Genomic DNA, 23,916 nt, shown 5'->3' on the forward strand with positions numbered 1-23,916 from the left:
TTATACTTCAACTCCTAATTCTTTTGCTACTGTAAACATATCTTTATCTCCACGTCCTGAAAGATTTATTATTATTGTTTTTCCTTTATTTTCAGGCATTTGTGCATATTTTACAGCATATGCTACTGCATGTGAACTTTCAAGTGCTGGTATAATTCCTTCAGTTTCACATAGTAATTTGAATGCATCTAGTGCTTCATCATTAAGTATTGGTACATATTCAACACGATTTATACTTTTAAGATATGCATGTTCAGGTCCAATACCAGGATAATCAAGTCCTGCTGATACACTTGATGTATCTTTAATTTGTCCTTCATCAGTTTGAAGTACAAGTGATAATGATCCATGAAGTATTCCTTCAGTTCCATTAGTTAGTGTTGCTCCATTTTCATCAGTATCAAGTGATACTCCACCAGCTTCAACACCTATAAGATCAACATCTTCATCATCTACAAATCCACTGAAGATTCCCATAGCATTACTTCCTCCACCAACACATGCAATTACTGTATCTGGTAGTTTTCCTTCAGCTTCTAGTATTTGTTTTCGTGCTTCTCGTCCTATTACACTTTGGAAGTATTTTACCATTGTAGGATATGGATGTGGTCCCATTGTTGTTCCTATAAGATAGTGTGTAGTATCAAGATTTGCCACCCAATCTCTGAATGCTTCATTAATTGAATCTTTCAGAGTTTTAGCACCTTTATCTACTGGCATTACTTCAGCACCTGATAATTCCATACGGAAAACATTAAGTTTTTGACGTTCCACATCTTTTGCTCCCATATATACTTTTACATCAAATCCTAATCTTGCACCTATTACTGCAGTTGCAATTCCATGTTGTCCTGCACCTGTTTCAGCAATTAGTCTGGTTTTTCCCATGTATTTTGCAAGTAGTCCTTGTCCTATTGCATTGTTTATTTTATGAGCACCAGTATGAAGCATATCTTCACGTTTTAGATATATTTTACATCCAAGTTTTTCAGATAAGTTTGGTGCATAATATAATCCTGTTGGTCTTCCTGCAAATTCACGTAAATATGTATTGAACTCTTCAATAAATTCCTCATTATCTTTGTATTTGTAGAATGCATCACGTAATTCTTCCATTGCTGGCATGATTAGTTCTGGAACAAATGTTCCTCCATATTTTCCAAATTTTCCTTCTTCTTGTGTTTGTTGTGTCAATTTTATACCTCACTCTTTAATTAGTTTTACAATTTCTTTTATTTTTTTTATATTTTTATGACCAGGACTATCTTCTACTCCACTGTTTATGTCAATACAATCAAAGTTATGTAAGTTATCTTTTATCTCACTAAGATAGTCATAATCTAGTCCACCTGATAATGTTACATTAGTATTTGAATGTTTATTTTTTACAATTTCACATGCTTTTATCACTGTCTTAAGTGGTATTTTTGATCCAGTTCCACCTGTTAATCCATCTTTTTTATAGTCAAATAGAATGTTTGATGCAAATAATGCATTATGTTCTATTTCTTTTTGTTTTTGTGGACTTATTTTTTCATTACTCACAAGTCCCACTACTTTTGTAATATCTAGAGATTTAATATTACAATAATACTGACTAGCCCATAAAATATATCTTACATCAGGACATGTAAGTGAATGTAGTTGAAGATGACGTATTTTTGTCATGTTAGCTTTGCTTATTGCTTCATATGGATTTTCAGGTTCAATAACAAGTACTGATTTGTCTTTGTCATTTAAACTTTTTTGAAGATCTTCAAGTTTTTCAATACTGATGTATCTTTTTGATCTTTCAACATTTATAAACCCCATGTAGTCAACATCAAGCTTTTGAATTTTTTCTAATTCTTTTTTATTTGTTATACCACATACTTTTATTTTAAGGGTCATCGTTTTATTCTCCTAATAATATTACTTTCTTTTATTTTAAATATTTTTTCTTCAGAGCGTGTTTTTTCTTAATACATGTTTTATTTTATTGATATAATGTTCTATTTCTGGTTTCTCATTTGATTTAAGTACGCTTGTTCCTATAAGTACTCCATCTGCCCCGTAATTTCTTAGTTTACGAGCATCATGTTCTGTTTTTACTCCACTTTCTGATATCATGTAATTTGGAATATATTCAGATAGTTTTTTGGTTGTTTCAAGATCAATACTTAGATCTTTAAAGTCACGATTATTAATTCCTATAATTTTTGGATCATATTCTATTACATCCTCTATATCATTTAAGGTGTGACATTCAACTATTGCATCAATTCCAAGTTCATGACATAAGTTAAGATAATCTTCAATATCAGGACATACTCCATTTATTAGTAGTACTGCACTTGCACCACAAAGTACTGCTTCATATATCATGTATTCATCGATTATGAAATCTTTTCTTAGTACTGGTTTATCTGTTAGTTTCACTGCTTTTTTCAGGTTTTCAATGTTACTTTTAAAGTATGATTCTTCTGTTAGTACAGATATCATATCTACAGGTGTTGTATCATAGATTTCTATTACATCTTCTACTGAAAGTGTGCTTATATCTCCTTGTGAGGGACTTGCTGGTTTATATTCACATATTAGTTTGGTTGATGTTGCATCTGATAGTTTTTCTTGAAATCTGAATTTTTTATCATTTGTAGATGCATAGTCATGTGCTTTTTGTTTTATCTCATCTGCTGATTTATTTTTTAGTAGTTGTTTTTTGTTTTTGACTATTTCATCAACAACATTCACAGTTTATCCCTCCATTTGTTTTATGTTCAGGAAGTTTTCTATTAATTTATCTCCATATTCACTTCCTATTGATTCTGGGTGAAATTGTATTCCGTATGTAGGATATTTTATATGTTCTATTGCCATGATTATGTTATCATCATTTGTTGATGTTACTTTTAATTCACTTGGAATTTGTTTATTATTACATGTTAATGAGTGATATCTTGTTATTATGAATTCTTCAGGTATATTTTTAAATAATGGTGATTTTTTGTTGTGTTTTATTGTGTCTTTTTTTCCATGTACTGGTTTTGTTTTTATTATTTCACCATTATAATGTGCGTATATTCCCTGGTGTCCTAGGCATACTCCTAGTATTGGAGTTGTTTTAAATTCATCAAGTATAACGTCACATATTCCGAAGTCATCTGGGTTTGTTGGATTTCCAGGTCCTGGTGATATTATTATGTGTGTGGGATTTAGTTTTCGTATTTCTTCGATTGTTGTTTTATCATTACGTAGTACTGTTATATCTTGTGTGTATTTTCCAACTAATTGGTATAGGTTGTATGTAAATGAGTCGTAGTTATCTAGTATTAGTATCATTGTTTATCACCTGATTGTTTTAATGCTTCAATTAGTGCTCCCATTTTGTTTCGTGTTTCTATGTATTCTGTTTCTGGTACTGAGTCATATACAATTCCAGCTCCTGCTTGTATTTCGGCTCTTTCATCATATGTTGTTAGTGTTCTGATTGTTATTGCAAAATCAGCATTTCCATTTAGTGAGAAGTATCCTACTGCTCCTCCATATGGTCCTCGTGCTGTTTTTTCTTCTTTGTTTATTATTTGCATTGCACGGATTTTTGGAGCTCCACTTAGTGTTCCTGCTGGGAAAAGTGACATGAAAGCATCTACTGCATCATATTCATCTTTTATAACTCCAGTTACATGTGATACTATGTGTTGTATATGTGAAAATTTCCGTATTCCAAACATTTCATCAACTTTGACGCTTCCTGTTTTGCTTATTTTTCCTATGTCATTTCGTGATAAATCTACAAGCATTAGGTGTTCTGCTAGTTCTTTTTCATCAGCTAGTAGTTCTTCTTCGAGTTGATTGTCTTCTGTTGGTGTTTTTCCACGTGGTCTTGATCCTGCTATTGGGTATGATTCGACTATTTTATTTTCTAGTCTCATTAGCATTTCTGGACTTGATCCTATGATTTCTCGTTGGTTAAGTTTGATATGATACATGTATGGTGATGGATTTATTTTTCGTAAGTATTCATAGAGTGGTAGTTTACTTCCTTTTAGTATTAGGTTTTGTGGGTTTGATATTACAGCTTGGAATATTTCTCCATCTTCTATGAGTTTTTTAGTATCTCGTACTGCATCTTCGTATTCTTCTTTTTGGAAGTCTTCATTTATTAGTTTGTATTCGAGTATTCCGTTGGTGTGTTCTTGTTGGTATATTTTTTCGATAAGTTCACTTCGATCTTCATTAAGTGTTGTGTATTCACATGTTTTATTTACATTATCATATACTACACAATCTAGAAATAGTCCAAATTCAAAGTCTGGGTATATGCTTTCATAGGTTGGTATTTCTTCTATGTATTTTATTGCTTCATATGATACATATCCAAGTAGTCCTCCTCTGAATCCTAGTTCTTTGAAATTGTTATCTAGTAGTGGTTTTATGTCTATGAATGGATTTTCTGTTTCGTATTCTATTGTTTTTTCATCTGTTGTGATTGTTATTTTGTGATTATGTGCTTTGATTTTTGCTATTGGGTTAAATCCTATGATTGAATATCTTGATAAGTTGTTGTCTTTTTCCATGGATTCAAGTAGAAAGGTGTCTTTGTAGTTGTAGTATAGATTTTTAAATAGTTTAAATGGATCTTGTATGTTTATTTTCTTGGTTTTTGGTTTTTGTATTTGTTTTTTAAGTTCGCCAAAAATATTCACTCTTTTTCATTTTATATCATCTCATTATTTCTTATATAATATATTACATTGATGTACTATATATAACTTTAGTGTATAAATTTGTACATTATACTTTAATAGTAAACAATATATAAATATAAAATAAGCATATAATACTCCAAAAAAAGCTAATTAAAAATTAAACAATATAAAAAGGGAGAGAAAACCACTATGTGGAGCGATATAATAGAAAAATTCGACAAATATCCATCACAACAAAAAGTAATAATAAAACTAGTACAACTAGGACTAAGAGTATCAGATAATAAAAAAATCTACTGTGATGACATAGAAATAAATATATCATCACTAGCAAAAACACTAAATACAGATAGACGCGTAGTAATAGCAACAATAGAAAATATACTATCTGATAAAACACTAAAAAAGATCTTCATGAATCTAACACCATCAGGACCTATGCTATCTGACATATCATCAGAACTAGGACTAGGTGTAATAGAAATAGAAGGATCAGCAAAAAAGCCAGGAATACTAAATGAAGTAACAAAAATATTATCAGATAAAAAAATAAGTATAAGACAAGCATATGCAAGTGATCCAGAATTAGATCCACTACCTCATCTTACAATAATAACAGATAAACCAGTAGAAGGCAATATGATAAATTTACTTCTTAAAATTGATGGAATCACAAAAGTATCTTTATACTAAAAAAAGAATTAAAAAAAATAGTCTATATAATAAGTTTTTTTTCTAAAAAATATAAAGAAATAATAAAAAAAAGTAAAGAAAAAATCAAATAAGACTTTAAAAAAGAGTCTTATCTTTTTTACAAAAAAAATAATAAAAAAAGAAAAAAATAGGTAAGAAATATTCCACAATTTTCTAATGGTTTATCTTTCCTAAAAATTTCTCCCCCTTTTACTCTTTTTTTTAATGTAGTAAGAATAATTTACTCTCAGTAAGTTTTTCATCATACTTTTTAAATCTTTTATCTAATTTTTCTTTAACAATTACACTAAATATTATAGCAAGAATTGGGAAGATAATTAGACATACAAGATTTCCAATGAAAGATGGCCAAATAATACCAAATACAGTATCTTTAAGCATTAAAATACCATATGTCATAGGTAGATATGGCATTAAAGCTTGCATGATTGGAGCCATAATTTCAATTGGATAAATACCATTAGTACCAGATATCTGGAATACTAGTATTATAAGAGCAATAGCTTTTCCCACATTTCCAAATACAGAAACAAGTGAATAAATTAATACCATAAAGGAAAGTCCCACAATAATCATTGAAATGAGCATCATCACAGGATCTGCTATAGTTATACCAATAAGATTTAATCCAATAAATGTTACAATACTCTGGAATATGTTTAAAAAGAAGAATAATGTAAATTTACCGACATAAATTTCAGATGGTGTATATTTTTCTTCATCTTTAACAGGATTTGTACTTAGAAGTGCTACAAGAATAATACAACCTACCCAACTTGCAAGAACACTATAAAATGGTGTTACTTGTTGAGCATAATTATCAGCTTTAAAATAACTAAAGTTACTAAGAACTGTTGGTGAATGGAAATATTCACCTGCATTATTCATCATAGCTTCTTGTGTTGCAGCTTCACTTGTTGTAGTATTTGATGCATTAGTCATACTTGTATTATTTGCTCCCATTTGATCTGCTGTAATTTGTTGAGTTACAACAGGATTTTGAGCATACTTTTGCATATTATACTGTTTCATTATTGAGTTACTAATTTCTGTATTAACTTTTGTTGCAGCATTTGATGTTATCTTAGGTGCAACAGGACTTGTTTTACCATTGGAAATATATTGGATTGTAGCTTGATGAGGATTATCTGAATTAATAGATAATACATCTTCAGTGAATCCTGCAGGAATCACAATGGCAGCATAATTTGTACCATTTTTTATCAGACTCCGAGCTTCATCTTCATCTTTATAAATCCAATTAAATTTATTATTTTCTTTTAATGTTGTTACTACTTCACTTCCATAATTATATGTTGTACCATTAATAGTTACAGGTTTATCATTATTTACAATAATAAAATCCATATTATCTGTATTTTCATATGGATCCCAACAACCATATACATTAATGATAGAATATAATGATGGAAGAATTACTAAAGCAAGTAGAACAAAGATAACTACTGGATTTTTAACAGCAGCATTTATATCATCTTTAATTATTTGCTTAACATTTTGTATCATTAAATCACTTTATCAATTAAGTATTAAATTTGAATCTATGAAAAGTTTATGAAAAAAATATCATAACTCTTTTTTTTCAAATTTGATATGGAGAAGTTTTTAATCAAAAAAACTCTTTGTGTACTTAAATAAAACAATGAAAAAAACTTCCAAACTTTTTTTTTTATTTGAAAAAATTATCCTAGATTTCTATAATTCATCCTTTTAAAACAATTCAATAATTTTTAATATGATAAAGTTTTTTTTTATTAATCCATTTTAAATATTTTTTATTTTTATTATATATAATTTTTTATTTATATAATAAATCATACATATAATAATTTATACATAAATATCCAAAAGAAGTATAAAATAATAAGTATACTTTAAATAAAACCTATAATAAATTAATATTATAATAATAAAATACTAAAAAATTAAAGATATAAATGAATTTTTTTAAATAATTTTTTAACAAAAAAAAGACATAATTTATTTTTTTCGGAGGATTAAACAAAATGTGTATAGCAGCACCAGCAAAAATTGTAGAAATAGATAATAACGTAGCTATATGTGATTTTGGTGGAGTAAAACAAAAAGCAAAACTAGACTTAGTAGAAGCAGACATTGGAAGCTACGTATTAATTCATTCAGGATATGCAATAGATACATTAACAGAAGAAGCAGCAAAAGAATCACTCGAAACCTGGAATGAGTTATTTGAAGAATTAGAAAATGAATAAAAACACTACATATTTTTTAAGTTAAAAAAAAACTCAATTTTTAACTTAAAATACATACTTTTTTTTATAATATATTACCTTAGATAAATTAAACTTATTTTTTTAGAATCTTAAAAAAAAATAGATTTACTCATTTTAAATTTGAAATATTAACCTAAAATTAGCTTATTTTAATTGAAAAATTAGTATTAAAAAAAAATTATTTTTTTTATAAAAAAAGTTTAGTTTTAATGGGCACGCTGGGATTCGAACCCAGGACCTCACGGTTATCAGCCGTGCGCGCTAACCAAGCTGAGCCACGCGCCCTTGAAAAATTAATTATTATGTTGTCTTTTTTGTTAATATGTTAAAATAAAATTAGTTCAATAAAGTTTTTTTTAAGTGGGCACGCTGGGATTCGAACCCAGGACCTCACGGTTATCAGCCGTGCGCGCTAACCAAGCTGAGCCACGCGCCCAAATAATAATTGTTTCAACGAACTATTACTATATTATTCTTTATTAATATATATACTTTATGGTTCAAGAAGAGATTTAATATTTTTGATGATTATAATATTTAATCTATAAACATCAAAAATTCTCTCTTTTTATTAAATGATAATTATTCTTCTTTGTTTACCATTTCATTAATTGTATCTGCCATCATGTGGTCTACAACTTCTATTTCAGCTTTATCAATTTCATCAAGTTTTTCAGCTTCTAGTTTTGCAGCCATTGCGATGTTTGCGATACTCATACATCCTGGGTTTGTTGGTGTAATAACGATTTTTGCAAATTTATTATCATCATCTACATCAATATCTTTGATTAATCCCATTTCTACGATACTTACACCCATATGTGGGTCAGCGATTCTTGAAAGTTTATCTTGAATTTTTTGTTTTGTTTCTTCTGACATTTTTATTCTCCTTATCTTTAATTATATTTTTTGTATTTTTATATATTAATTTTATTCTTTTAAATACATTTTGTTATTATTTTATTTGATGTCTTATTTTTACACCTATACCTTTTGTTGCTTCAACTAGCTCTTCTCCACTCATCATTGCTTTTCCTACACCTACAACTTTTTCATCACGTATTATTACAACTTCATCATTTGGTATAATTTCTTTATCTGCAGCATCAATTCCAGGTGTAAAAAGTGTGTTGGATTGTAAGTCAAAGTTTATAAATACACGGTTTATATGGTTGTCTTTTAGAACTTCACCACCTTTAAGGTTAAGTGTGTAGAGTCCTGTTTCAAAGTGTAGTGTTGCAACTTGTTGTTTATCTTGTATGATTTGTGTGTTAAATCGTCCTCTGGTTTGTGTATCATCTGTTATTAGTGCATCTGCTTTTTTTGTGTTAAATTGATATCTTGCTATTGATCTTAAATCATGTATTTTATGCTTGTTATGTGCTACTTTATCTGCTTTTTTAACTTCTGCTTTTAGATTATCTAGTGATTCACGTGATCTAGTTGATCCATCATCACATGTGTATACTACATTATCTAGGTATTCTTCACATGCTTGACGATATCCTCCTGTTACATGTGCTATTACTTTATGATCTTTTGCATAGTTTTTTATGCATTCTCCTGTCATTTTAATTTCTTCATCTGACCAGTCACCTGTGGTTGATGCATCATAGGATTGTATAGGGTATGTTTTTTCCATTTCACGTGGACATATTCCAAATGGAGATGTTAGTATTACTTCTTGTAGTCCTTTTGTATATTTTTTAAATAATGTGTGTGATTTTGATTGTGAATATGGTTTTTTCATACTACATGGTAGTACAACAATTGTATCTGAGTATGGTTCAAGTAGTTGCATTCTTTCTTGCCATCTTACTACTTCTGGTCTGTGTAGTGATAGTTCGCTTATACATGGTATTTTTGCATTTTTCATATTTTTTTATCCTTGCATTTTTAAAAAAAAATTTTTTTTATTATTATTTATTATTTTTCTTTTTAATTTCATAAAAAAATTTAGTATTATAAAATAAGGTATTAGTATTTTTTTCTAAAAAAAAGATTAGATTTTAAATTAATTATTTATTAGTTATTAAAAAAAAAGATGATGGAGGTTAGGTGTGAAAGTTAAGATTTTTAGAATAGTTTTCCTAATTTTAGTAGTGCTTTTGGTGATACTTTAATTAGTCTTTTTATGAGTGATCTTGGTGTTACTTCACTAAATTCTTCATCTTTAAATGCTGCTGCAATTTCATTAAGTTCTTCATCACTTAATGATAGTAGGTATGCTTTTGCTGCATTGTATTTTTTATAGTTTTTACCAATATGTTCATCTGTAAGTTTCACATATTCTTTAAGATTACGTTTTGAATAGTTTTCATCTTCTATTGCTTGTGCTGCTACAATTCCAGCATATACTCCAGATTCTAGTGCTGAGTTTATTCCTCCACCTGTAAGTGGATTTACAAATCCTGCTGCATCTCCTACAACAAGAATATTATCTCCTATACGATCAGACATTAGACCATCTACTGGGTCTCCTCCAACATTTATTTCCACAGGTTGTGCATTTTTAGTTTCAGGACATGTTTTTATGAAGTCTACTAGGTGATCATATGCACTTTTATCTGTTTTTGATTTTAGTACTCCTATTCCTACGTTTGCTATGTCATCACCTTTAGGGAATATCCATACATATCCTCCTGGTGCTACACTTCCAAAGAATAATGATATGTCCTGGTTATTTACCATATCTACTCCTGCCATTTCAAATTGTACACAGGATTCCATATGTTCTGCTGGTGTGTTGCATTTAAGACCTGCCATTCGTCCTATTCTTGATTCAGGTCCATCTGCTGCTATGATAATTTTAGCTTTTATTTCTATTGGTTCTCCCATATGGTCTGCTTCTACGATAAATCCATCATCAATACGTTTAAGACTTTTTGCATTGGTTTTTATCATAATTTCAGCACCAGCACGTGCTGCATCCATTGCCATATGTTTATCAAATACTTTACGTTCAAGAATGTAACCTGCTTCTGGTATTGGTATGGTTGATGTGTCAAGGAATACATTTGTATTATCTGGTGCTACAAGTCTTACTCCATCTAGTTCTCGTGCAATCCATCTAGGGTCTGGTTTAATTCCAAGTTCTTTAAGTCCTTCTTTAGATACACCTTCTGCACATCTTTTTGGTGATCCTATTTCTGATTTTCTATCAATTAATAATACATTTGCTCCTTTTAGTGCTGCTTCTTTTGCTGCTAATGATCCGGATGGTCCTGCTCCTACTACTAAAATATCTGTTTCTATCATATTATTTCTCCTAAAAAAAAGTTTATTTTTTTTTATTGTAGTTCTAATGCTTCTATTGGACATGTTTTTACACATAATCCACATTTTGTACATTTTTCTTCATCAATTACTATTTTAAGTTCTTCAACTTCAATAGCATCTACAGGACATACTCCAGCACATGCTCCGCAATACATACAAAATTCTTTAATTATCATCCTTTTCACCCATTAATTCAATTTCATTTTTTATATGTTTTTTTTTTATTAAATCTATTTTTCTCTTTTTTTTAATCTCTCATTTTTTTTATTCTGTTTTTTCTTCATCTAGTTTTGCAGCTTCTGCTCGTCTTTTATCTATTGCTTCATCACGTGTTATGAATATATATCCACAGTTTGAGCATTTTAGTTCTCCATTTTGTGCATATGCTAGAAATTGTTTATCTAAGTCTCTGTGTTGTGTTTTATCTTTTGAACCACATTTTGGACATGGTTTTATTAATTCATCTATTTTCATTTAATTACAACTCCCCTTCTTTGTTTTTCAGTATGTCTAGAAGTTTAAATTGTGCTGCTTGTAAGTGTTTACAGTAGAAACTACCAGGTTGTCTCTGATTTCTATATACATAATCAGCACAATCACAATTCCAGTATCCATAAATCATTGATACAATATAACTTTCTGTATCATTTTTTTTAACTTCAAAGATAATATGATCATCTTCATAGTGTTTTACATCTACACTACCTTTTTGATATAAATTATATCCTTCTATAATTCTATTTGACATTTTATCTAATTATCCTCGATAAAAAAATTAATTCAAAGTTTTAGTTATTATCATAGATTTTAATTTTTTTCTTCTATTTTATGTTAAAATAATTCATTATTATTTATGTGTATATTTATAGTTAATAATTTTGTTATATTTATGAATTATATATTTATAGTAAAAATAAATTAGAAAAAGGTGGGGGAGATACTTAAAGTTATATTTTTAATTTTTTTTTATCTTAAAACTATTTTTTATTCATTAATATAATATTTTTTATAGTCTTTTATTACATCAAGCAGTTGATATATTCCATTAAATAATCCAATTACTAGAAATATTTCATATCTCATTGAAAGTATTGATGTTATTATTGCTATTGTTATAAATATGAATGCTTTTTTATATTCTTTAAGATATATTTGTCCTAATCCTACACAAAGTATACTTAGTAGTATTGTTAGCCATAGTTTTTTTCCTTTTTTAGGCTCAATTTTATTAAATGTAGATGGTCCACGGTATTGTGTTTCATAGTAGTCATTATCATTTCTTCGACTACTGGTTTTATTTTGATTTTGTGCTTTTCGTATTACTGGATTTGTTTGTGTATAATTTGATCCTGGTCCTTTATATTGTGTTTCGTAGTAGTCATTATTATTTCTTTGTTTATTTATTTGTACTGTTTTTTCTAGATTTTGTTGTTCATTAGGGGTGATGTTGTTTTTTGTATTTGAATTTTGTATATGACATATGATGGTAGGATTTTCTGGTAGTTGATATCCACAGTTTATGCATATTTTAGCATCATCTGGATTTTCATAGTTACATCTGTCACATTTCATTTTTTATCTAAAACTCCTATATTAAAAAAGTATTATATATTTATTTTATATATTAGTATTAATTAGATTTTACCATCATTTTTTTTTTCTTTAAAAATTTAGTACATATAATAAAAAAAATATACTTTTATTTTTAAATAAAGAAGAATCTATGAATTAAAATTCACTTTAAAACTATTAATATTTAAATAAATTAAAAATCATATATACTATTAATAACTATGAATATTAATAAAATTTTCAAAAAGCATTGGGAAGATTATTTTTTTAGTAATATGAATAGTGGTATAATCAAATGGGAGAATAATACACATGGAATATGAAATGTATCAAGAAATCTTAGATCAACCAATTTCTCTTGAACGTACAATAAGCACAGAAAAAGAACATATGCTTCAATTATCAGAACAATTTAGTAAATTTGATAAAATCTTTTTAATTGGTTGTGGAAGTTCTATTTCTACATGTTACACCATAAGAGATGCAATGAAGTCAATTTCAAATATAAATATAGATGTACAAACAGGATTTGACTTTGTAGATCATCAATACCTAGAAGATAACAGTAATTATGGTGTTATACTAACATCACAATCAGGGGAAACATCAGATACACTAGCAGCTTTAAGAAAAGCAAAAAAACATAACATAAAAACACTATCAATAACAAATGTTGAAGATAGTAGTATGGCAAAAGAAGCTGATGATACAATAATAACAAAATGTAAAGAAGAAATAGCAATACTTGGTACAAAAACTTATGTAACACAACTAATTTCATTATATTACATATTCTTTAATATGATAGATTCAAAAAGAGCAAAAGATATAATAAAACAACTAGATGAAATTCCATCAATAATGGAAGAACTCATAAAAACAACCGAAGAATCATCAAAGAAAATTGCAGAAGAAAACAAGGATGTAGATTTATTCTATTGTATGGGAAGTGGACTTAACTTTGGATTATCATATAAACTTGCAATGACAATGTTTATGGAAGGAGCATTAAAACATGCATGTCCTGTATATTCTGGAGAATTTAGACATGGACTAATTGAACGTGTAGAAGAAGGAGTAACAGTTGTATTTATAAAATCAGGTGATGACTGGGATGAAGTAACACAACGTGCAATAAACTTCTGTAAAGATCTTGGTGTAAATACAGTAATATTTGATCTACAAAACTACTATGATATAGATCCATTACTTACACCATTTATACTAATAATACCACTTGAATGGTTTATCTATCATCTTGCAATATATAATGATGAAGATCCTGGAAGTACAAGACACATTGGAAAAGTAAGATACTAAAAAAAAGAACATGTATATTATTCAAAAAATACTTTTTTTTTCATCTTTTATCCTTTTTTTTTATAATCATACTAATTTTTTTAAGACATTCCTTTTTTTTATATAATAAACTATAATATTAATGAAATACTCTCTTTTTATATAAAAAATATACAAAAGATTCATTTATTTAATTTAAAATCAAATTTCATATATGAAAAAATAAAATACAAATAAACTAATTCTAAAAATTCTTAACTAAAAAAACAAAAAACAAACACACAAAAAAAGGCTAAAATAAGATTAACGAATAAAAAATTAAGAAAACATAAATATAAAATTATAACTAATATTTAATAACTAAAAATAACAAAATAAGTATATAATTAATTAAATAAAAAAAATAATATAATTTTTGGAGAAGTGATTTTATTGTATTCAATAACATCAAGTAAAGATTTTGAAGAATTAAGCCCATTTATAATAATTGGTGCTGGTGGAGGAGGAGAAAAACTTCACAACTTCGCAGGAGTAGAAACAGCAGGATTTCTAGATGATTCAAAAGAAAAACAAGGAAAAGAATTCTGTGGACATATAGTAGAATCAGACCTAAAAAAACTAGTTGAAGAAACAGACTCAAAAACAGTAGCAATAATGCTACCAATAGGAGCAGAAGGTGCAGCATTAAAATATGCTGTAGAAGCAATAGATCTAGGACAAAATGTACTAACATCATTTAGGTCACTACCTTTAGAGGAAAATCCATCACTAATCAAATTTGCAAACCAAGCAGGCGTAGAAATAAAACAAATAAGCTCAAGATTAGACAATGTAGAAAAAACAATGGGAGCAAGACCTGAAAAAGTAACAGAAGTACTACCTAAAATAACCTACAAATCAGAAAAACCAGTAATATTTGTAGGAGGAACATCCCAGGAATGTGGAAAAAGAACTACAACTCGTAAACTAGGAGAAGAAGCAAAAAAACGAGGAATTAATGCTAAAATATTCTCAACAGATGAAATGGGACTAGAAGAACCAACAGACATAAACTTCAGAGCAGGAAGTCTATCAGTAATGGATGTACCAGCAGCAGTAATGGGAACAATCAAATACCTAGATGAAGTAGAAGATGCAGATATGATCTTCATAGAAGGACAATCAAGTCTAACAGAACAAGGAAACCCACATCCTAAAGGACTTTCAGCATCAATACTATTTGGTGCACAACCTGATTGTGTAGTACTCTGTCATAGAGAAAACCATCCATTCAGAGAACCTGTAGGGATCGAAACAGAACTAAAAGCAATAGAAGCTGTAGAACCAACAAAAGTAATAGCACTATCAATAAACAGGAGAAATGCAGATTTATCACTAGATGAACTAGAAGATAAATATAATCTTCCAGCAGTAGATCTACATACTAATGCTAATGGTGGAATAGAAAGACTACTTGACACAATTCTTGAATATGTAGGTGAATAGAAAATGGAAAACACCTTTAAAGACTTTACAATAAATATAAAAAAGTCTCTAGACCGTGATTTTAGTAATGATATGGAACCAAACTTTGATGAAGATCAACAAATGCTAAATGACAAATTAATCTCATCAATAGAAAACAACTATGATGATGACTATGAAGATGATATAATAGTAGATCATTCAGCAGATGATGATGATTTTATGATAACACCAGATGCATCAGCATGTGTAAATACAATAAGACTTGTAAAAATAAGATCAATAAAAGAACTTGAAGAAGAACTAGAAAATCTAAACCAAACACGAATACCACAAATTATAGACTTTGACTACATCCAACAAAGAAGAAAATCTGAAATAAAATTAGTGGGTGAAAAACTCAATCAATTTAAAAAAGAAACAGATGCAAATCTAGTACTACTTGGAAGTACAAAAAATGTTGTAGTTGTAACTCCTAGTGAAATAATGCTCATGAAATAAAATCACAAAAAAAAAGTAAAAAGTAGGAATTGAATACATAAAAAAAAATAAACCAAAAAAAAATAATGGGGAAAAAGATTAAAAATAAGATAGATATTATAATATTCTTTCTTTAATTTACTTTTTTGTTTAAATTCAAAACCTTTCTTTTTAAACTTATAATTGAAAAAAATCTCTTTTTTTTTAAATACTCTTTTTTTTATCTAAAATTTAATACTCTCATTTTTTTTAATAAAAAAAATTATTGATAATACAACACCCTAAATTCTTTTTTTTTAATAAAATTTCAATGTTTTAAATAAAAAAGTAAAAAAAATAGTAAAATAGGGGTGGTGATGAAGTTTTTTATAGGTTATGGAATTTCATAACATTATTTGACATAACTTTTTTAATATCACTTTTTTTATATCCATCCTGTATTAGTTTATGTTTAACTTCAGCTAGTGCCATGTGATTTGATGGTGCATAACTAATATCAGTATCAAGTACAAACTTATCAAAGCCATATTTATCAAGCATTTCTACAGTTTCTGTAGGTGACATTTTAAGTGGTTGTACTGTTATTCCAAGAGTATAATCCTTATCTATTAGCATATCTATTATTGAATTATCAACATGGTCTAGTTGTACATTTTGTGGATTTATGTTTTCATCAAGAAGTGTGATTGTTCTTTGTGTTACTTTTGCTTTATTTTTTCGTGGTGTGTGTATGATGACATTATAATTATTTTCATCTGCATACTGTAGTTGTTTTATGAATACTTCCTCTTGTTTTGGTGTTATTTCATCAAGTCCAATTTCACCTACTGCTATTACATGTTCTTCATTCATGTATTTAGGAAGTTTTTCTATTACATTTTCATAGTCATCTGGTATTGCTCTTGGATGAACACCTACAGCTGCATATACTTTAATATTATGTTTTTCGATACGTTTTGGTTCATCATATACTATACGATCAAAATGTTCAAGTGTTACATTTGATTTTTTCATTCTTAGTGGATCATATGCACATGTAAGGATTGCTTCAACACCTGCCATGTTCATTTCCATAAAGTTTTCAATTGGTCTTGTATCAGCATGCATATGAGCATCAAATATCATAACCTTTCACACTCCTCCTCTTTTTTTTGATATTATCTATAAGTTATCAAATTCTATACTTCCATTTATGAGTTTTAAGATAGTATCTGGTAGTTCATCAATTTTAATACGTACTTGTTTGAATGTGTCACGATTTCGTATTGTAACACTATTATCATCTATTGTATCATAGTCTACTGTAATAGCATATGGAATTCCTATCTCATCACTACGTGCATATCGTCTTCCAATTGTTCCACTTGTATCATAACTTGTTATAATATTATTTAATCTTAGTGTTTCTTCAATTTCTGTTGCAATATCTGTTAGTGGTTCTTTATTTACAAGTGGTAGTATTGCTGCTTTTATTGGAGCTATTTTTGCTGGTAGTTTTAGGTATGATCTTTTTTCTCCTTCATCATTCACATCTTCTGTATAGGCATGAAGAAGTGTTGAGTATATTATACGATCTATTCCATATGATGGTTCTATTACGTGTGGTACTATACGTTCTCCACGTATTTGTTCATCTTCTGTTTTAAATGTTATGAATGTATCATCAATTGTATATTCATTATCATTAATACTGAATGTGTATTTACCATTTTCATTGAATGCTTCTATGATTTCATCAGGATTAGTTTGTTCTAGTATTTCTTTAGCTTTAGCTGAGTCTCCTTTAAATGTTGGTCCAAATTTTTTCATGTTAAATGATGCTTTGGTTTTTGTAACTGTTTTTGGTTCATCATATTCTTTAAATACTGATAGATCTTCTTTAGAATGTTTAATATGTGATTTAAGGTCAAAATCTGTTCTGTCTGCTATTCCTATAATTTCAACCCATCCGTATTGATCGGTTTTAACTTCTGCATCCCAACAATCTATAGCATAGTGTGCCATTTCATCAGGTAGGTGTTGTCTGAATCGTATTGCATCATCAGCTATTCCTAGATCTGCGAGGAATTTTCGTGCTACTACTATTTGATATGCTATCATTTCACTTGATATAATACCTTCATCTACTGCTTTTTTAACTGTGATTGTGATAGGTTCAAGATTTTCTAGTTGTTGTTTTTGACCATATAATTTTAGTGTGTAATCTTGAATTTTTTCATAGTTTTTATGTGTTTTATCACTTGGATCTACAAATATTTCAGCTTCAGCTTGTGTAAATTCACGTAATCTTATTACTCCTTGACGTGGAGAGAGTTCATTTCTGTATGATTTTCCAAGTTGTACTATTCCAAATGGTAATTTATCTTTATAGAATCTGCTTATTCTTTTAAATGCTATGAATATTCCTTGTGCAGTTTCTGGTCTCATGTATCCTGTTTGTTTTCCACTTACACCAATTTGAGTTTTAAACATTAGATTGTAACTTTCTACATCTCCTAGTTTTCCTCCACAGTTTTCACATACAATGTTATTATCTTGTATTATTTGTGTTAGTGTTTCATCAGGTAATCCTTCAACTTCTTTGTTTATTGCATCTTCTATTATATGATCTGCTCTGTATACTTCTTTACATTCACTACATTTTACCATTGGATCTGTGAAATTATCTACGTGTCCTGATGCTTTTAGTGTTTCTCGTGGCATTATTGTTGGTGCTTCTATTTCATAGAATTGTTCTTGGTTTATGTAGTAGTTACGCCAGAGGTTCATTATGTTGTTTTTTAGCATTCCTCCTAGAGGTCCATAGTCATAGAATCCTGCTACTCCTGAATATATTTCAAAAGATGGGTATAGAAATCCTCTTTTTTTGGATATGCTCATCATTTCTTCATTTACCATTGTTATCTATTCTCCTTTTATGTCAAAGTCTTGTTTTATTTTACTTACTTGTGGTCCTTTTTGGTTCATATATTTACTATCACGTGTGTGATGACCATATGGTTCTACTGATGGTGATGTCATTGTTTCAAATACTATTTGACATACTCTTTGTCCTGGATATAATGCTACTGGCATTTTTCCTATATTTGAAATTTCTAGGGTTATTTTTCCTTCAAATCCTGGGTCAATGTATCCTGCTGTTACATGCATAGTTATTCCTAGACGTCCTATGGATGATCTTCCTTCTACTCGTGCTACTATGTCTGATGGTAGTTTTACTGTTTCATATGTTGTTGCGAGTGTAAATTCTCCTGGGTGTATTATGAAGGGTTGTTTTTCACTTATTGTTATTTCTTCCATGTATGATTCCAGGTCTACTTCATCAAATGGATCTATGAATGGTTTTGTTATTATTTTAAATCCTTTGAATTTATTTCCTATTCTTAGATCTACTGATGATGGTTGGATTTGTTTTTCATCCTTTAGTGGATCAATTATTATCTTTTTTTCATCCAGTGCTTTTTTTATATCAATATCACTTAGTATTGCCATCAGTTTATTCCTCTTGTTTGTTTTCGATTCTTTTATTTATACGATTTAGTAGTCCTCGCATTGTTCTTAGTTCGCGTCCTGTTATGAATGCTCGTCCTATTATACGTTTTGCGAGTATATTTACTTGTTTTTGTTTATAGTCAGGATAGTCAAGTTTTTGTGTTATTTCATCTATTGCTTGATTTAGTACTTGTTTATCTTCATAGTCTGCTATATCCATGTCATCTATTGGGTAAGTTTTTTGTGTATTTTTGTATATTTCATAAAATATTATTGATGCTGCATGTGTTATATTCATTATTGGGTATTCTTCACTTGTTGGTATTGTTACGAGTGTATCGCATTTTTCTAGTTCTTCATTTGATAGTCCATCTCCTTCTCGACCAAAAAGTAGTGCTATGTTTTGTTTTTCAGGGTTTATTTTTTCTCCCATCTGGCTTGCTGTTATTGGTATTCGTGGTATATTATAGCTTCCACCTGGAGTTCCTGTTGTTGCAATTGTCTGGGTTATTTGTTTATCTTCTATGAATTCATCTAGTGTTTCATATATCTGTGCATTTTCAACAAGTTCTTTTGCATGCATTGCTTGATAGTATGCATCGTCTTTTAATTTGCATGGTTTTATTAGAATTAGTTTTTTTAAGCCGAAGTTTTTCATACATCGTGCTAGAAAGCCTATATTTCCTGATGTTTTTGGTTCTACAAATACGGTATAAATTGTCAATTAGAATCACTATATTTTATTTTTGTTTATAATCTTTTTTATTCTTTTTTATAAGTGTTTAATTTGTGTTATATAAGTGTTTGATTATATTTTAATATTTTTATTAAATTTAGTTTTAAAGTAATAAAACTAACTATTTTTATTTATATTTATTTTTTTAATTTTGGTTTTAATAATTATTCATAGTTAAGTTTTATTTTAATAAAAAATTATGTATTCTTTAATAATATGTTTAAAAACAGAGTTATAAGCCGTTTTTAGAGCATACACTTATATATAACATAATATTAAATAGTAAGTAAGGGAGTAAAATCCTAACATGAATCAAATAAGTGGTGAAGAAAAATGGTATCTGAAAAATATAAAATAGGTGCTGTTTCAATAATTCTCGTCATTTTAGGATTACTATCTATGATTTTCCCGGTAGTATCCACACTCACAGTTGACGTAATTACAGCATTCTTACTATTATTCTTAGCTATAGTATTCTTTGTCACTGCAACAGAAGAATCAGACTTTAGTAGATGGTCAGCAGCAGTAAATATATTACTTGGATTCTTATCCATTATACTATGTTCATTACTACTTATACACCCACTTGGTGTAACAATAGTAATTAGTTTCTGTATCTACATTTTTGGTTTCATGCTTATTATTGCAGGTATTACAAGTCTTGCAACATCCAAAAGCTACAAACCAAAACTATATAGTGGATTATGCAGTGTAATATTCGGTATATTATATATCATTCTTGGAATGTTTGTAGAAAACCCAATATACCTCGGTATTATTGTAGGTGTTTGGTTAATCTTAACAGGTATATTCTATGGATATGAAAGAGAAACCGAAGAAGAATTTATAGAAGAAATCAGCAATGATTTAAACTAAAAAAAAGTAGTAAAAACCTATAAAATAAAAGATGAATGTATAATAAAAAAAAGAAAAAAGCTATGATAAAAAATTAAATTAGGGAAAATACATAAAAATTAAATTACATAAAGTTATCATTAAAATTTATTTTTTTTTTCATCGAAAAAATTATTATACAAAAAAATCACATAAAAAACGGGACAATTTTAAAAAAATGATAAAATACTTTTATAATTTTATCATTACCTATCCTATTTTTTTTTAATATAATAAAATAAACACCTTTCATATAAATTTAAATACTTATTCTAAAAAAAAATTAACTTTTCATTATATAATTAAAAATTATTAAAAATTACAAACTATAAAAATAATACTTAATAGCTAAAAAAATTTAATTTTATTTGCGATTTTTTAATTGAAAATTTTTAAAAGGAAATTATTAAAAAATTATTTTTTTTTATTAAAATTAGAAAAAAAAGGATGTCATATACAATGATTATACTAACAACACCAAACATACAAGGAAAAAAAGTAGCAAAATACCATGGAATTGTAAATGGAGAAGGACTAATTGGAGCTAATGTATATAAAGATATATTCTCAGGTGTACGAGATGTAGTAGGTGGTCGTACCTCAACATATGAAATTGAAATACAAAAAGCACGACAAGCTGCAATAGAACGTATGACACAAAAAGCAGAAGAACTTGGAGCAAATGCAATACTAAATGTCCGGATAAACTACAGCAATCTGGGTGGAACTATGGGAAATACAATACTTATAAGTGTAAATGGAACAGCTGTAACATTTGATGACATAGATGATGATGAAAATATTACAACACACTAAAAATTAATAAATTTTTTTTTAAATGATAAACTCCTTATTATATTAAAATCTTTTTTTTAAACAATTTATACTAAAATAAGCAAAAAGTTGAACACTAAAATTAAAATACACGGGAAAACTAATTTATGATATGAACAATTTATAATAAAAATAATTTAAAAATAGAAAAAATAGTAGTGATAAAAAAAAGAATAAAATAGGAAAGTTAAACTTCCTCTTATTCTATTCATATGCTTCATTTAATAGTTCCATAAGATTTATTACAGATGTATCTGAATTTTTCTTGTTAATTGAATCTTGAATGTTACGTTCACAAAATGGACATATTGTCACAACATGATCAACATCAAGTTTTTCAATCATGTCAACTTTATCATCAGCTAGTTGTTCTGCAAGTTCAGGTATACCTGATTTTACACCTCCACCAGCTCCACAACATTTATCTGGTTTATCCATTTCTATGAATTTAACACCTTTCATTTTTTCGAGGATTTCACGTGGTTGTTTGCTTATTCCTTGTCCACGTACTAAGTGGCATGGATCATGATATGTTACTTTAACATCAAGTTCTTTAAGATCATCAGGATTTATTTTATCAACTAAAAATTCTGTTATATCCATCACATTAAGTTTTGCACCATATTCTGGGTAGTTACGTTTAAGTGTTGAACCACAACCAGCACATACTGTAAGTACAATATCATAGTCTTTAAATATTTCATAGTTTTTATTAACAAGTGTTGGAATAATGTTAGTTTGTCCTGTTCTAAGAAGTGGTGATCCACAACATACTTGTTCTTCTGGTATATCAACATCATATCCTAGTTTATTTAGAATATTTATTGTGTATTCTGCAATCCATGGTAGACGATTATCAATCATACATCCTGTGAAGAATGCTATTTTTGGTTTGATATTATCATCTTTATGTTCTTCATTATATGCTTTAACAAATCCTTCAGGATACTTTTCATTTTTAGGATTTACACTTCTTCCTGTTGTTATAACAGCATCTCTAATTTGAAGATGTTCTTTAAGTGGTCCTTCTTTTTCTTCACATACTTGTTCTCTGAGTTTTTCTATTGCTTTTCCATAAATATCTATTTCTTTAGGACATGTTACACTACATTGTCCACATGATGTACAATAGTATAATCCAAGATCGACTGCTTCATCTATTTTTGATGCATCCTCACGTGGATCAAAGCTTATTTCTGATAAAAATCGCATAAAGTATGGTCCTATATAATCATCTGTTTTTGTAAGTACAGGACACATTGATATACATGAGTAGCAGTCTATACAATCATTTAGATTTCCCATTTTTGCATAGCTTTCAGGTTTGATTATGGATGGTTCTTTCATATCAGTATATGAATCTTCTGATATCATATAGAAGTTATGATCTGATACTTTTTGATTTAATTCTTTTCGATCTACAACTAAGTCTTTAAGTACTTTAAAATCAAGTGGAGCTAGTGTGTCATTATCTTCTATTTCTGCTTTACATGCAAGTTTTGCTTTATCATTTATTTTTATTGCACATGATCCACATTGTCCTGCTCGACATGAGTATCTGTATGCTATGTGAGCATTATATTTATCATTTATTTGTTGTAAAGCATCAAGTACTTTCATTTTTTCTGTTTTTTCAATTTCATATGATTCCATGTAGGATCTATCTTCTACCGGATCATATCTTTTAACATTCACAGTTATCATGCAATTGCCCCTCTTTTGTAAAATTATATGTCTTATTTTTTTCCCTAATTTTTTTTTACTAATTCCCTTCTTTTATTAGTTTTTTTTTCTTGTATGGTTTATTATAAATAGTATTTATTTTTTTTTAAAGAATTTTCTTTTTTTTTGGAATAGATAAAAAAAGTTATGGGGATATTTTATTAATTTTTTTTTAGAAAAAAGATTTTCCTAATTAATTTTTTTTTTTAATCTTTTTTCTTTTTAGTTACATATGTCAAGTTACTATTTTTTTGTATAAGTAAAAAAATTTTTTAAGTTATTTTATGTTTACTATCCTTATGTTATATATTTATCTTTTTTTTAGAACTTAAATATTATACTTAAAAAAGAATTAATAGAAAACATTTTAATCTTAATAAAAAAAAGTATTACAAGTTTAAATTAGTGCATATCTTTTCTTAATTTTATATATTATAAATAAGAAATATTAAATATAAATTAGAAT

The 23,916-nt window shown here is 28.1% G+C and carries 25 protein-coding genes and 2 tRNA genes; 7 read left to right on the forward strand and 20 right to left on the reverse strand.

Going from position 1 to position 23,916, the window contains the following annotated elements; all coding sequences use genetic code 11:
- The 5 genes from trpB to MSCUN_RS07790 are packed head-to-tail and all read right to left on the reverse strand — an operon-like array spanning position 1 to position 4,688.
- Positions 1 to 1,194 carry a tryptophan synthase subunit beta gene (gene trpB, locus MSCUN_RS07770; protein WP_275542269.1) on the reverse strand — a complete coding sequence of 398 codons (1,194 nt, stop codon included), beginning with the start codon at positions 1,192 to 1,194 and terminating at the stop codon, positions 1 to 3.
- A gap of 9 nt (positions 1,195 to 1,203) precedes the next feature.
- Entirely contained in the window at positions 1,204 to 1,890 is a 687-nt protein-coding gene (locus MSCUN_RS07775; RefSeq protein ID WP_095608983.1) for a phosphoribosylanthranilate isomerase, read from the reverse strand.
- Positions 1,891 to 1,941: 51 nt separating this feature from the next.
- Positions 1,942 to 2,733 carry an indole-3-glycerol-phosphate synthase gene (locus MSCUN_RS07780; protein ID WP_095608984.1) on the reverse strand — a complete coding sequence of 264 codons (792 nt, stop codon included), beginning with the start codon at positions 2,731 to 2,733 and terminating at the stop codon, positions 1,942 to 1,944.
- A gap of 3 nt (positions 2,734 to 2,736) precedes the next feature.
- Entirely contained in the window at positions 2,737 to 3,321 is a 585-nt protein-coding gene (locus tag MSCUN_RS07785; protein WP_095608985.1) for an anthranilate synthase component II, read from the reverse strand.
- Positions 3,318 to 4,688: an anthranilate synthase component I family protein gene (locus MSCUN_RS07790; RefSeq protein ID WP_095608986.1), complete on the reverse strand. Its 1,371-nt coding sequence runs from the start codon at positions 4,686 to 4,688 to the stop codon at positions 3,318 to 3,320. Before MSCUN_RS07790 ends, MSCUN_RS07785 begins: the two co-directional genes overlap by 4 nt.
- Positions 4,689 to 4,880: 192 nt before the next feature.
- Between MSCUN_RS07790 and MSCUN_RS07795 the strand changes: the two genes are divergently transcribed.
- Positions 4,881 to 5,384: an amino acid-binding protein gene (locus tag MSCUN_RS07795; protein ID WP_095608987.1), complete on the forward strand. Its 504-nt coding sequence runs from the start codon at positions 4,881 to 4,883 to the stop codon at positions 5,382 to 5,384.
- A 222-nt stretch (positions 5,385 to 5,606) separates the two neighbouring features.
- On the opposite strand, the gene MSCUN_RS07800 is transcribed toward MSCUN_RS07795, so the two are convergent.
- Positions 5,607 to 6,932, reverse strand: coding sequence for a YhgE/Pip domain-containing protein (locus MSCUN_RS07800; protein WP_095608988.1), 1,326 nt, complete (start codon positions 6,930 to 6,932; stop codon positions 5,607 to 5,609).
- A 500-nt stretch (positions 6,933 to 7,432) separates the two neighbouring features.
- On the opposite strand from MSCUN_RS07800, the gene hypC reads away from it, so the two are divergent.
- Positions 7,433 to 7,657 (forward strand): HypC/HybG/HupF family hydrogenase formation chaperone, encoded by a 225-nt coding sequence (gene hypC / locus MSCUN_RS07805; protein WP_095608989.1) that lies wholly within the window; start codon positions 7,433 to 7,435, stop codon positions 7,655 to 7,657.
- A 231-nt stretch (positions 7,658 to 7,888) separates the two neighbouring features.
- Here the strand turns inward: hypC and MSCUN_RS07810 are convergent.
- The 9 genes from MSCUN_RS07810 to MSCUN_RS07850 form a co-directional block, all read right to left on the reverse strand.
- A tRNA-Ile gene (locus tag MSCUN_RS07810) sits at positions 7,889 to 7,963 on the reverse strand.
- A gap of 76 nt (positions 7,964 to 8,039) precedes the next feature.
- A tRNA-Ile gene (locus MSCUN_RS07815) sits at positions 8,040 to 8,114 on the reverse strand.
- Between the two features lie 146 nt (positions 8,115 to 8,260).
- Complete coding sequence (locus MSCUN_RS07820) at positions 8,261 to 8,557, reverse strand: metal-sulfur cluster assembly factor (RefSeq protein ID WP_095608990.1); 297 nt, start codon at positions 8,555 to 8,557, stop codon at positions 8,261 to 8,263.
- A gap of 76 nt (positions 8,558 to 8,633) precedes the next feature.
- Positions 8,634 to 9,554: a DUF5591 domain-containing protein gene (locus tag MSCUN_RS07825; RefSeq protein WP_095608991.1), complete on the reverse strand. Its 921-nt coding sequence runs from the start codon at positions 9,552 to 9,554 to the stop codon at positions 8,634 to 8,636.
- Between the two features lie 200 nt (positions 9,555 to 9,754).
- Positions 9,755 to 10,936, reverse strand: a complete 1,182-nt coding sequence (locus MSCUN_RS07830; RefSeq protein ID WP_095608992.1) for an NAD(P)/FAD-dependent oxidoreductase — start codon at positions 10,934 to 10,936, stop codon at positions 9,755 to 9,757.
- 32 nt (positions 10,937 to 10,968) lie between these two features.
- Entirely contained in the window at positions 10,969 to 11,133 is a 165-nt protein-coding gene (locus MSCUN_RS07835) for a 4Fe-4S binding protein (RefSeq protein WP_095608993.1), read from the reverse strand.
- Positions 11,134 to 11,221: 88 nt separating this feature from the next.
- A complete protein-coding gene (locus MSCUN_RS07840; RefSeq protein WP_095608994.1) occupies positions 11,222 to 11,431 on the reverse strand; it encodes a TIGR04165 family Cys-rich peptide in 210 nt (69 codons plus the stop codon).
- 4 nt (positions 11,432 to 11,435) lie between these two features.
- Positions 11,436 to 11,705, reverse strand: coding sequence for a hypothetical protein (locus tag MSCUN_RS07845; protein ID WP_095608995.1), 270 nt, complete (start codon positions 11,703 to 11,705; stop codon positions 11,436 to 11,438).
- A gap of 236 nt (positions 11,706 to 11,941) precedes the next feature.
- Complete coding sequence (locus tag MSCUN_RS07850; RefSeq protein WP_095608996.1) at positions 11,942 to 12,529, reverse strand: zinc-ribbon domain-containing protein; 588 nt, start codon at positions 12,527 to 12,529, stop codon at positions 11,942 to 11,944.
- Between the two features lie 312 nt (positions 12,530 to 12,841).
- On the opposite strand from MSCUN_RS07850, the gene MSCUN_RS07855 reads away from it, so the two are divergent.
- The 3 genes from MSCUN_RS07855 (at position 12,842) to MSCUN_RS07865 (ending at position 15,793) form a co-directional block, all read left to right on the forward strand.
- Positions 12,842 to 13,849: an SIS domain-containing protein gene (locus MSCUN_RS07855; protein WP_095608997.1), complete on the forward strand. Its 1,008-nt coding sequence runs from the start codon at positions 12,842 to 12,844 to the stop codon at positions 13,847 to 13,849.
- A 411-nt stretch (positions 13,850 to 14,260) separates the two neighbouring features.
- The gene (locus tag MSCUN_RS07860) at positions 14,261 to 15,313 is read left to right on the forward strand and encodes a DUF1611 domain-containing protein (RefSeq protein WP_095608998.1); all 1,053 of its coding nucleotides are present in this window, start codon (positions 14,261 to 14,263) and stop codon (positions 15,311 to 15,313) included.
- Between the two features lie 3 nt (positions 15,314 to 15,316).
- A complete protein-coding gene (locus MSCUN_RS07865) occupies positions 15,317 to 15,793 on the forward strand; it encodes a hypothetical protein (RefSeq protein WP_095608999.1) in 477 nt (158 codons plus the stop codon).
- 345 nt (positions 15,794 to 16,138) lie between these two features.
- Here MSCUN_RS07865 and MSCUN_RS07870 read toward each other — a convergent pair whose 3' ends face one another.
- From MSCUN_RS07870 to MSCUN_RS07885, 4 genes are read right to left on the reverse strand one after another with little or no spacing between them, the layout of a single operon-like run.
- Positions 16,139 to 16,897 (reverse strand): TatD family hydrolase, encoded by a 759-nt coding sequence (locus MSCUN_RS07870; protein WP_095609000.1) that lies wholly within the window; start codon positions 16,895 to 16,897, stop codon positions 16,139 to 16,141.
- 36 nt (positions 16,898 to 16,933) lie between these two features.
- Complete coding sequence (glyS, locus tag MSCUN_RS07875) at positions 16,934 to 18,670, reverse strand: glycine--tRNA ligase (RefSeq protein WP_095609001.1); 1,737 nt, start codon at positions 18,668 to 18,670, stop codon at positions 16,934 to 16,936.
- A 6-nt stretch (positions 18,671 to 18,676) separates the two neighbouring features.
- On the reverse strand, positions 18,677 to 19,264 hold the full coding sequence (gene dcd, locus MSCUN_RS07880) for a dCTP deaminase (protein WP_095609002.1): 588 nt from the start codon (positions 19,262 to 19,264) through the stop codon (positions 18,677 to 18,679).
- 4 nt (positions 19,265 to 19,268) lie between these two features.
- Positions 19,269 to 19,988, reverse strand: a complete 720-nt coding sequence (locus MSCUN_RS07885) for a TrmJ/YjtD family RNA methyltransferase (protein WP_095609003.1) — start codon at positions 19,986 to 19,988, stop codon at positions 19,269 to 19,271.
- 345 nt (positions 19,989 to 20,333) lie between these two features.
- On the opposite strand from MSCUN_RS07885, the gene MSCUN_RS07890 reads away from it, so the two are divergent.
- Both MSCUN_RS07890 and MSCUN_RS07895 read left to right on the forward strand, forming a co-directional pair.
- Positions 20,334 to 20,876 (forward strand): DUF308 domain-containing protein, encoded by a 543-nt coding sequence (locus tag MSCUN_RS07890; RefSeq protein ID WP_095609004.1) that lies wholly within the window; start codon positions 20,334 to 20,336, stop codon positions 20,874 to 20,876.
- A 477-nt stretch (positions 20,877 to 21,353) separates the two neighbouring features.
- Positions 21,354 to 21,710, forward strand: coding sequence for a YbjQ family protein (locus tag MSCUN_RS07895; RefSeq protein WP_095609005.1), 357 nt, complete (start codon positions 21,354 to 21,356; stop codon positions 21,708 to 21,710).
- Positions 21,711 to 21,932: 222 nt separating this feature from the next.
- Here the strand turns inward: MSCUN_RS07895 and tfrB are convergent, their stop codons facing one another.
- A complete protein-coding gene (gene tfrB, locus MSCUN_RS07900) occupies positions 21,933 to 23,432 on the reverse strand; it encodes a fumarate reductase (CoM/CoB) subunit TfrB (protein WP_095609006.1) in 1,500 nt (499 codons plus the stop codon).
- Positions 23,433 to 23,916: the final 484 nt, after the last annotated feature.

Source organism: Methanosphaera cuniculi, assembly GCF_003149675.1.
GTDB classification, from domain to species: domain Archaea; phylum Methanobacteriota; class Methanobacteria; order Methanobacteriales; family Methanobacteriaceae; genus Methanosphaera; species Methanosphaera cuniculi.

Bases quoted from the DNA above. Each gene is read 5' to 3' on its own strand.
- MSCUN_RS07845 (WP_095608995.1), bottom strand. From the start codon at position 11,705: ATGTCAAATAGAATTATAGAAGGATATAATTTATATCAAAAAGGTAGT.
- tfrB (WP_095609006.1), bottom strand. From the start codon at position 23,432: ATGATAACTGTGAATGTTAAAAGATATGATCCGGTAGAAGATAGATCC.
- MSCUN_RS07895 (WP_095609005.1), top strand. From the start codon at position 21,354: ATGATTATACTAACAACACCAAACATACAAGGAAAAAAAGTAGCAAAA.
- MSCUN_RS07870 (WP_095609000.1), bottom strand. From the start codon at position 16,897: ATGATATTTGATGCTCATATGCATGCTGATACAAGACCAATTGAAAAC.
- dcd (WP_095609002.1), bottom strand. From the start codon at position 19,264: ATGGCAATACTAAGTGATATTGATATAAAAAAAGCACTGGATGAAAAA.
- MSCUN_RS07890 (WP_095609004.1), top strand. From the start codon at position 20,334: ATGGTATCTGAAAAATATAAAATAGGTGCTGTTTCAATAATTCTCGTC.
- MSCUN_RS07850 (WP_095608996.1), bottom strand. From the start codon at position 12,529: ATGAAATGTGACAGATGTAACTATGAAAATCCAGATGATGCTAAAATA.
- MSCUN_RS07840 (WP_095608994.1), bottom strand. From the start codon at position 11,431: ATGAAAATAGATGAATTAATAAAACCATGTCCAAAATGTGGTTCAAAA.
- MSCUN_RS07825 (WP_095608991.1), bottom strand. From the start codon at position 9,554: ATGAAAAATGCAAAAATACCATGTATAAGCGAACTATCACTACACAGA.
- MSCUN_RS07795 (WP_095608987.1), top strand. From the start codon at position 4,881: ATGTGGAGCGATATAATAGAAAAATTCGACAAATATCCATCACAACAA.
- MSCUN_RS07830 (WP_095608992.1), bottom strand. From the start codon at position 10,936: ATGATAGAAACAGATATTTTAGTAGTAGGAGCAGGACCATCCGGATCA.
- MSCUN_RS07865 (WP_095608999.1), top strand. From the start codon at position 15,317: ATGGAAAACACCTTTAAAGACTTTACAATAAATATAAAAAAGTCTCTA.
- glyS (WP_095609001.1), bottom strand. From the start codon at position 18,670: ATGGTAAATGAAGAAATGATGAGCATATCCAAAAAAAGAGGATTTCTA.
- hypC (WP_095608989.1), top strand. From the start codon at position 7,433: ATGTGTATAGCAGCACCAGCAAAAATTGTAGAAATAGATAATAACGTA.
- MSCUN_RS07775 (WP_095608983.1), bottom strand. From the start codon at position 1,890: ATGACCCTTAAAATAAAAGTATGTGGTATAACAAATAAAAAAGAATTA.
- MSCUN_RS07855 (WP_095608997.1), top strand. From the start codon at position 12,842: ATGGAATATGAAATGTATCAAGAAATCTTAGATCAACCAATTTCTCTT.
- MSCUN_RS07820 (WP_095608990.1), bottom strand. From the start codon at position 8,557: ATGTCAGAAGAAACAAAACAAAAAATTCAAGATAAACTTTCAAGAATC.
- MSCUN_RS07785 (WP_095608985.1), bottom strand. From the start codon at position 3,321: ATGATACTAATACTAGATAACTACGACTCATTTACATACAACCTATAC.
- MSCUN_RS07800 (WP_095608988.1), bottom strand. From the start codon at position 6,932: ATGATACAAAATGTTAAGCAAATAATTAAAGATGATATAAATGCTGCT.
- MSCUN_RS07835 (WP_095608993.1), bottom strand. From the start codon at position 11,133: ATGATAATTAAAGAATTTTGTATGTATTGCGGAGCATGTGCTGGAGTA.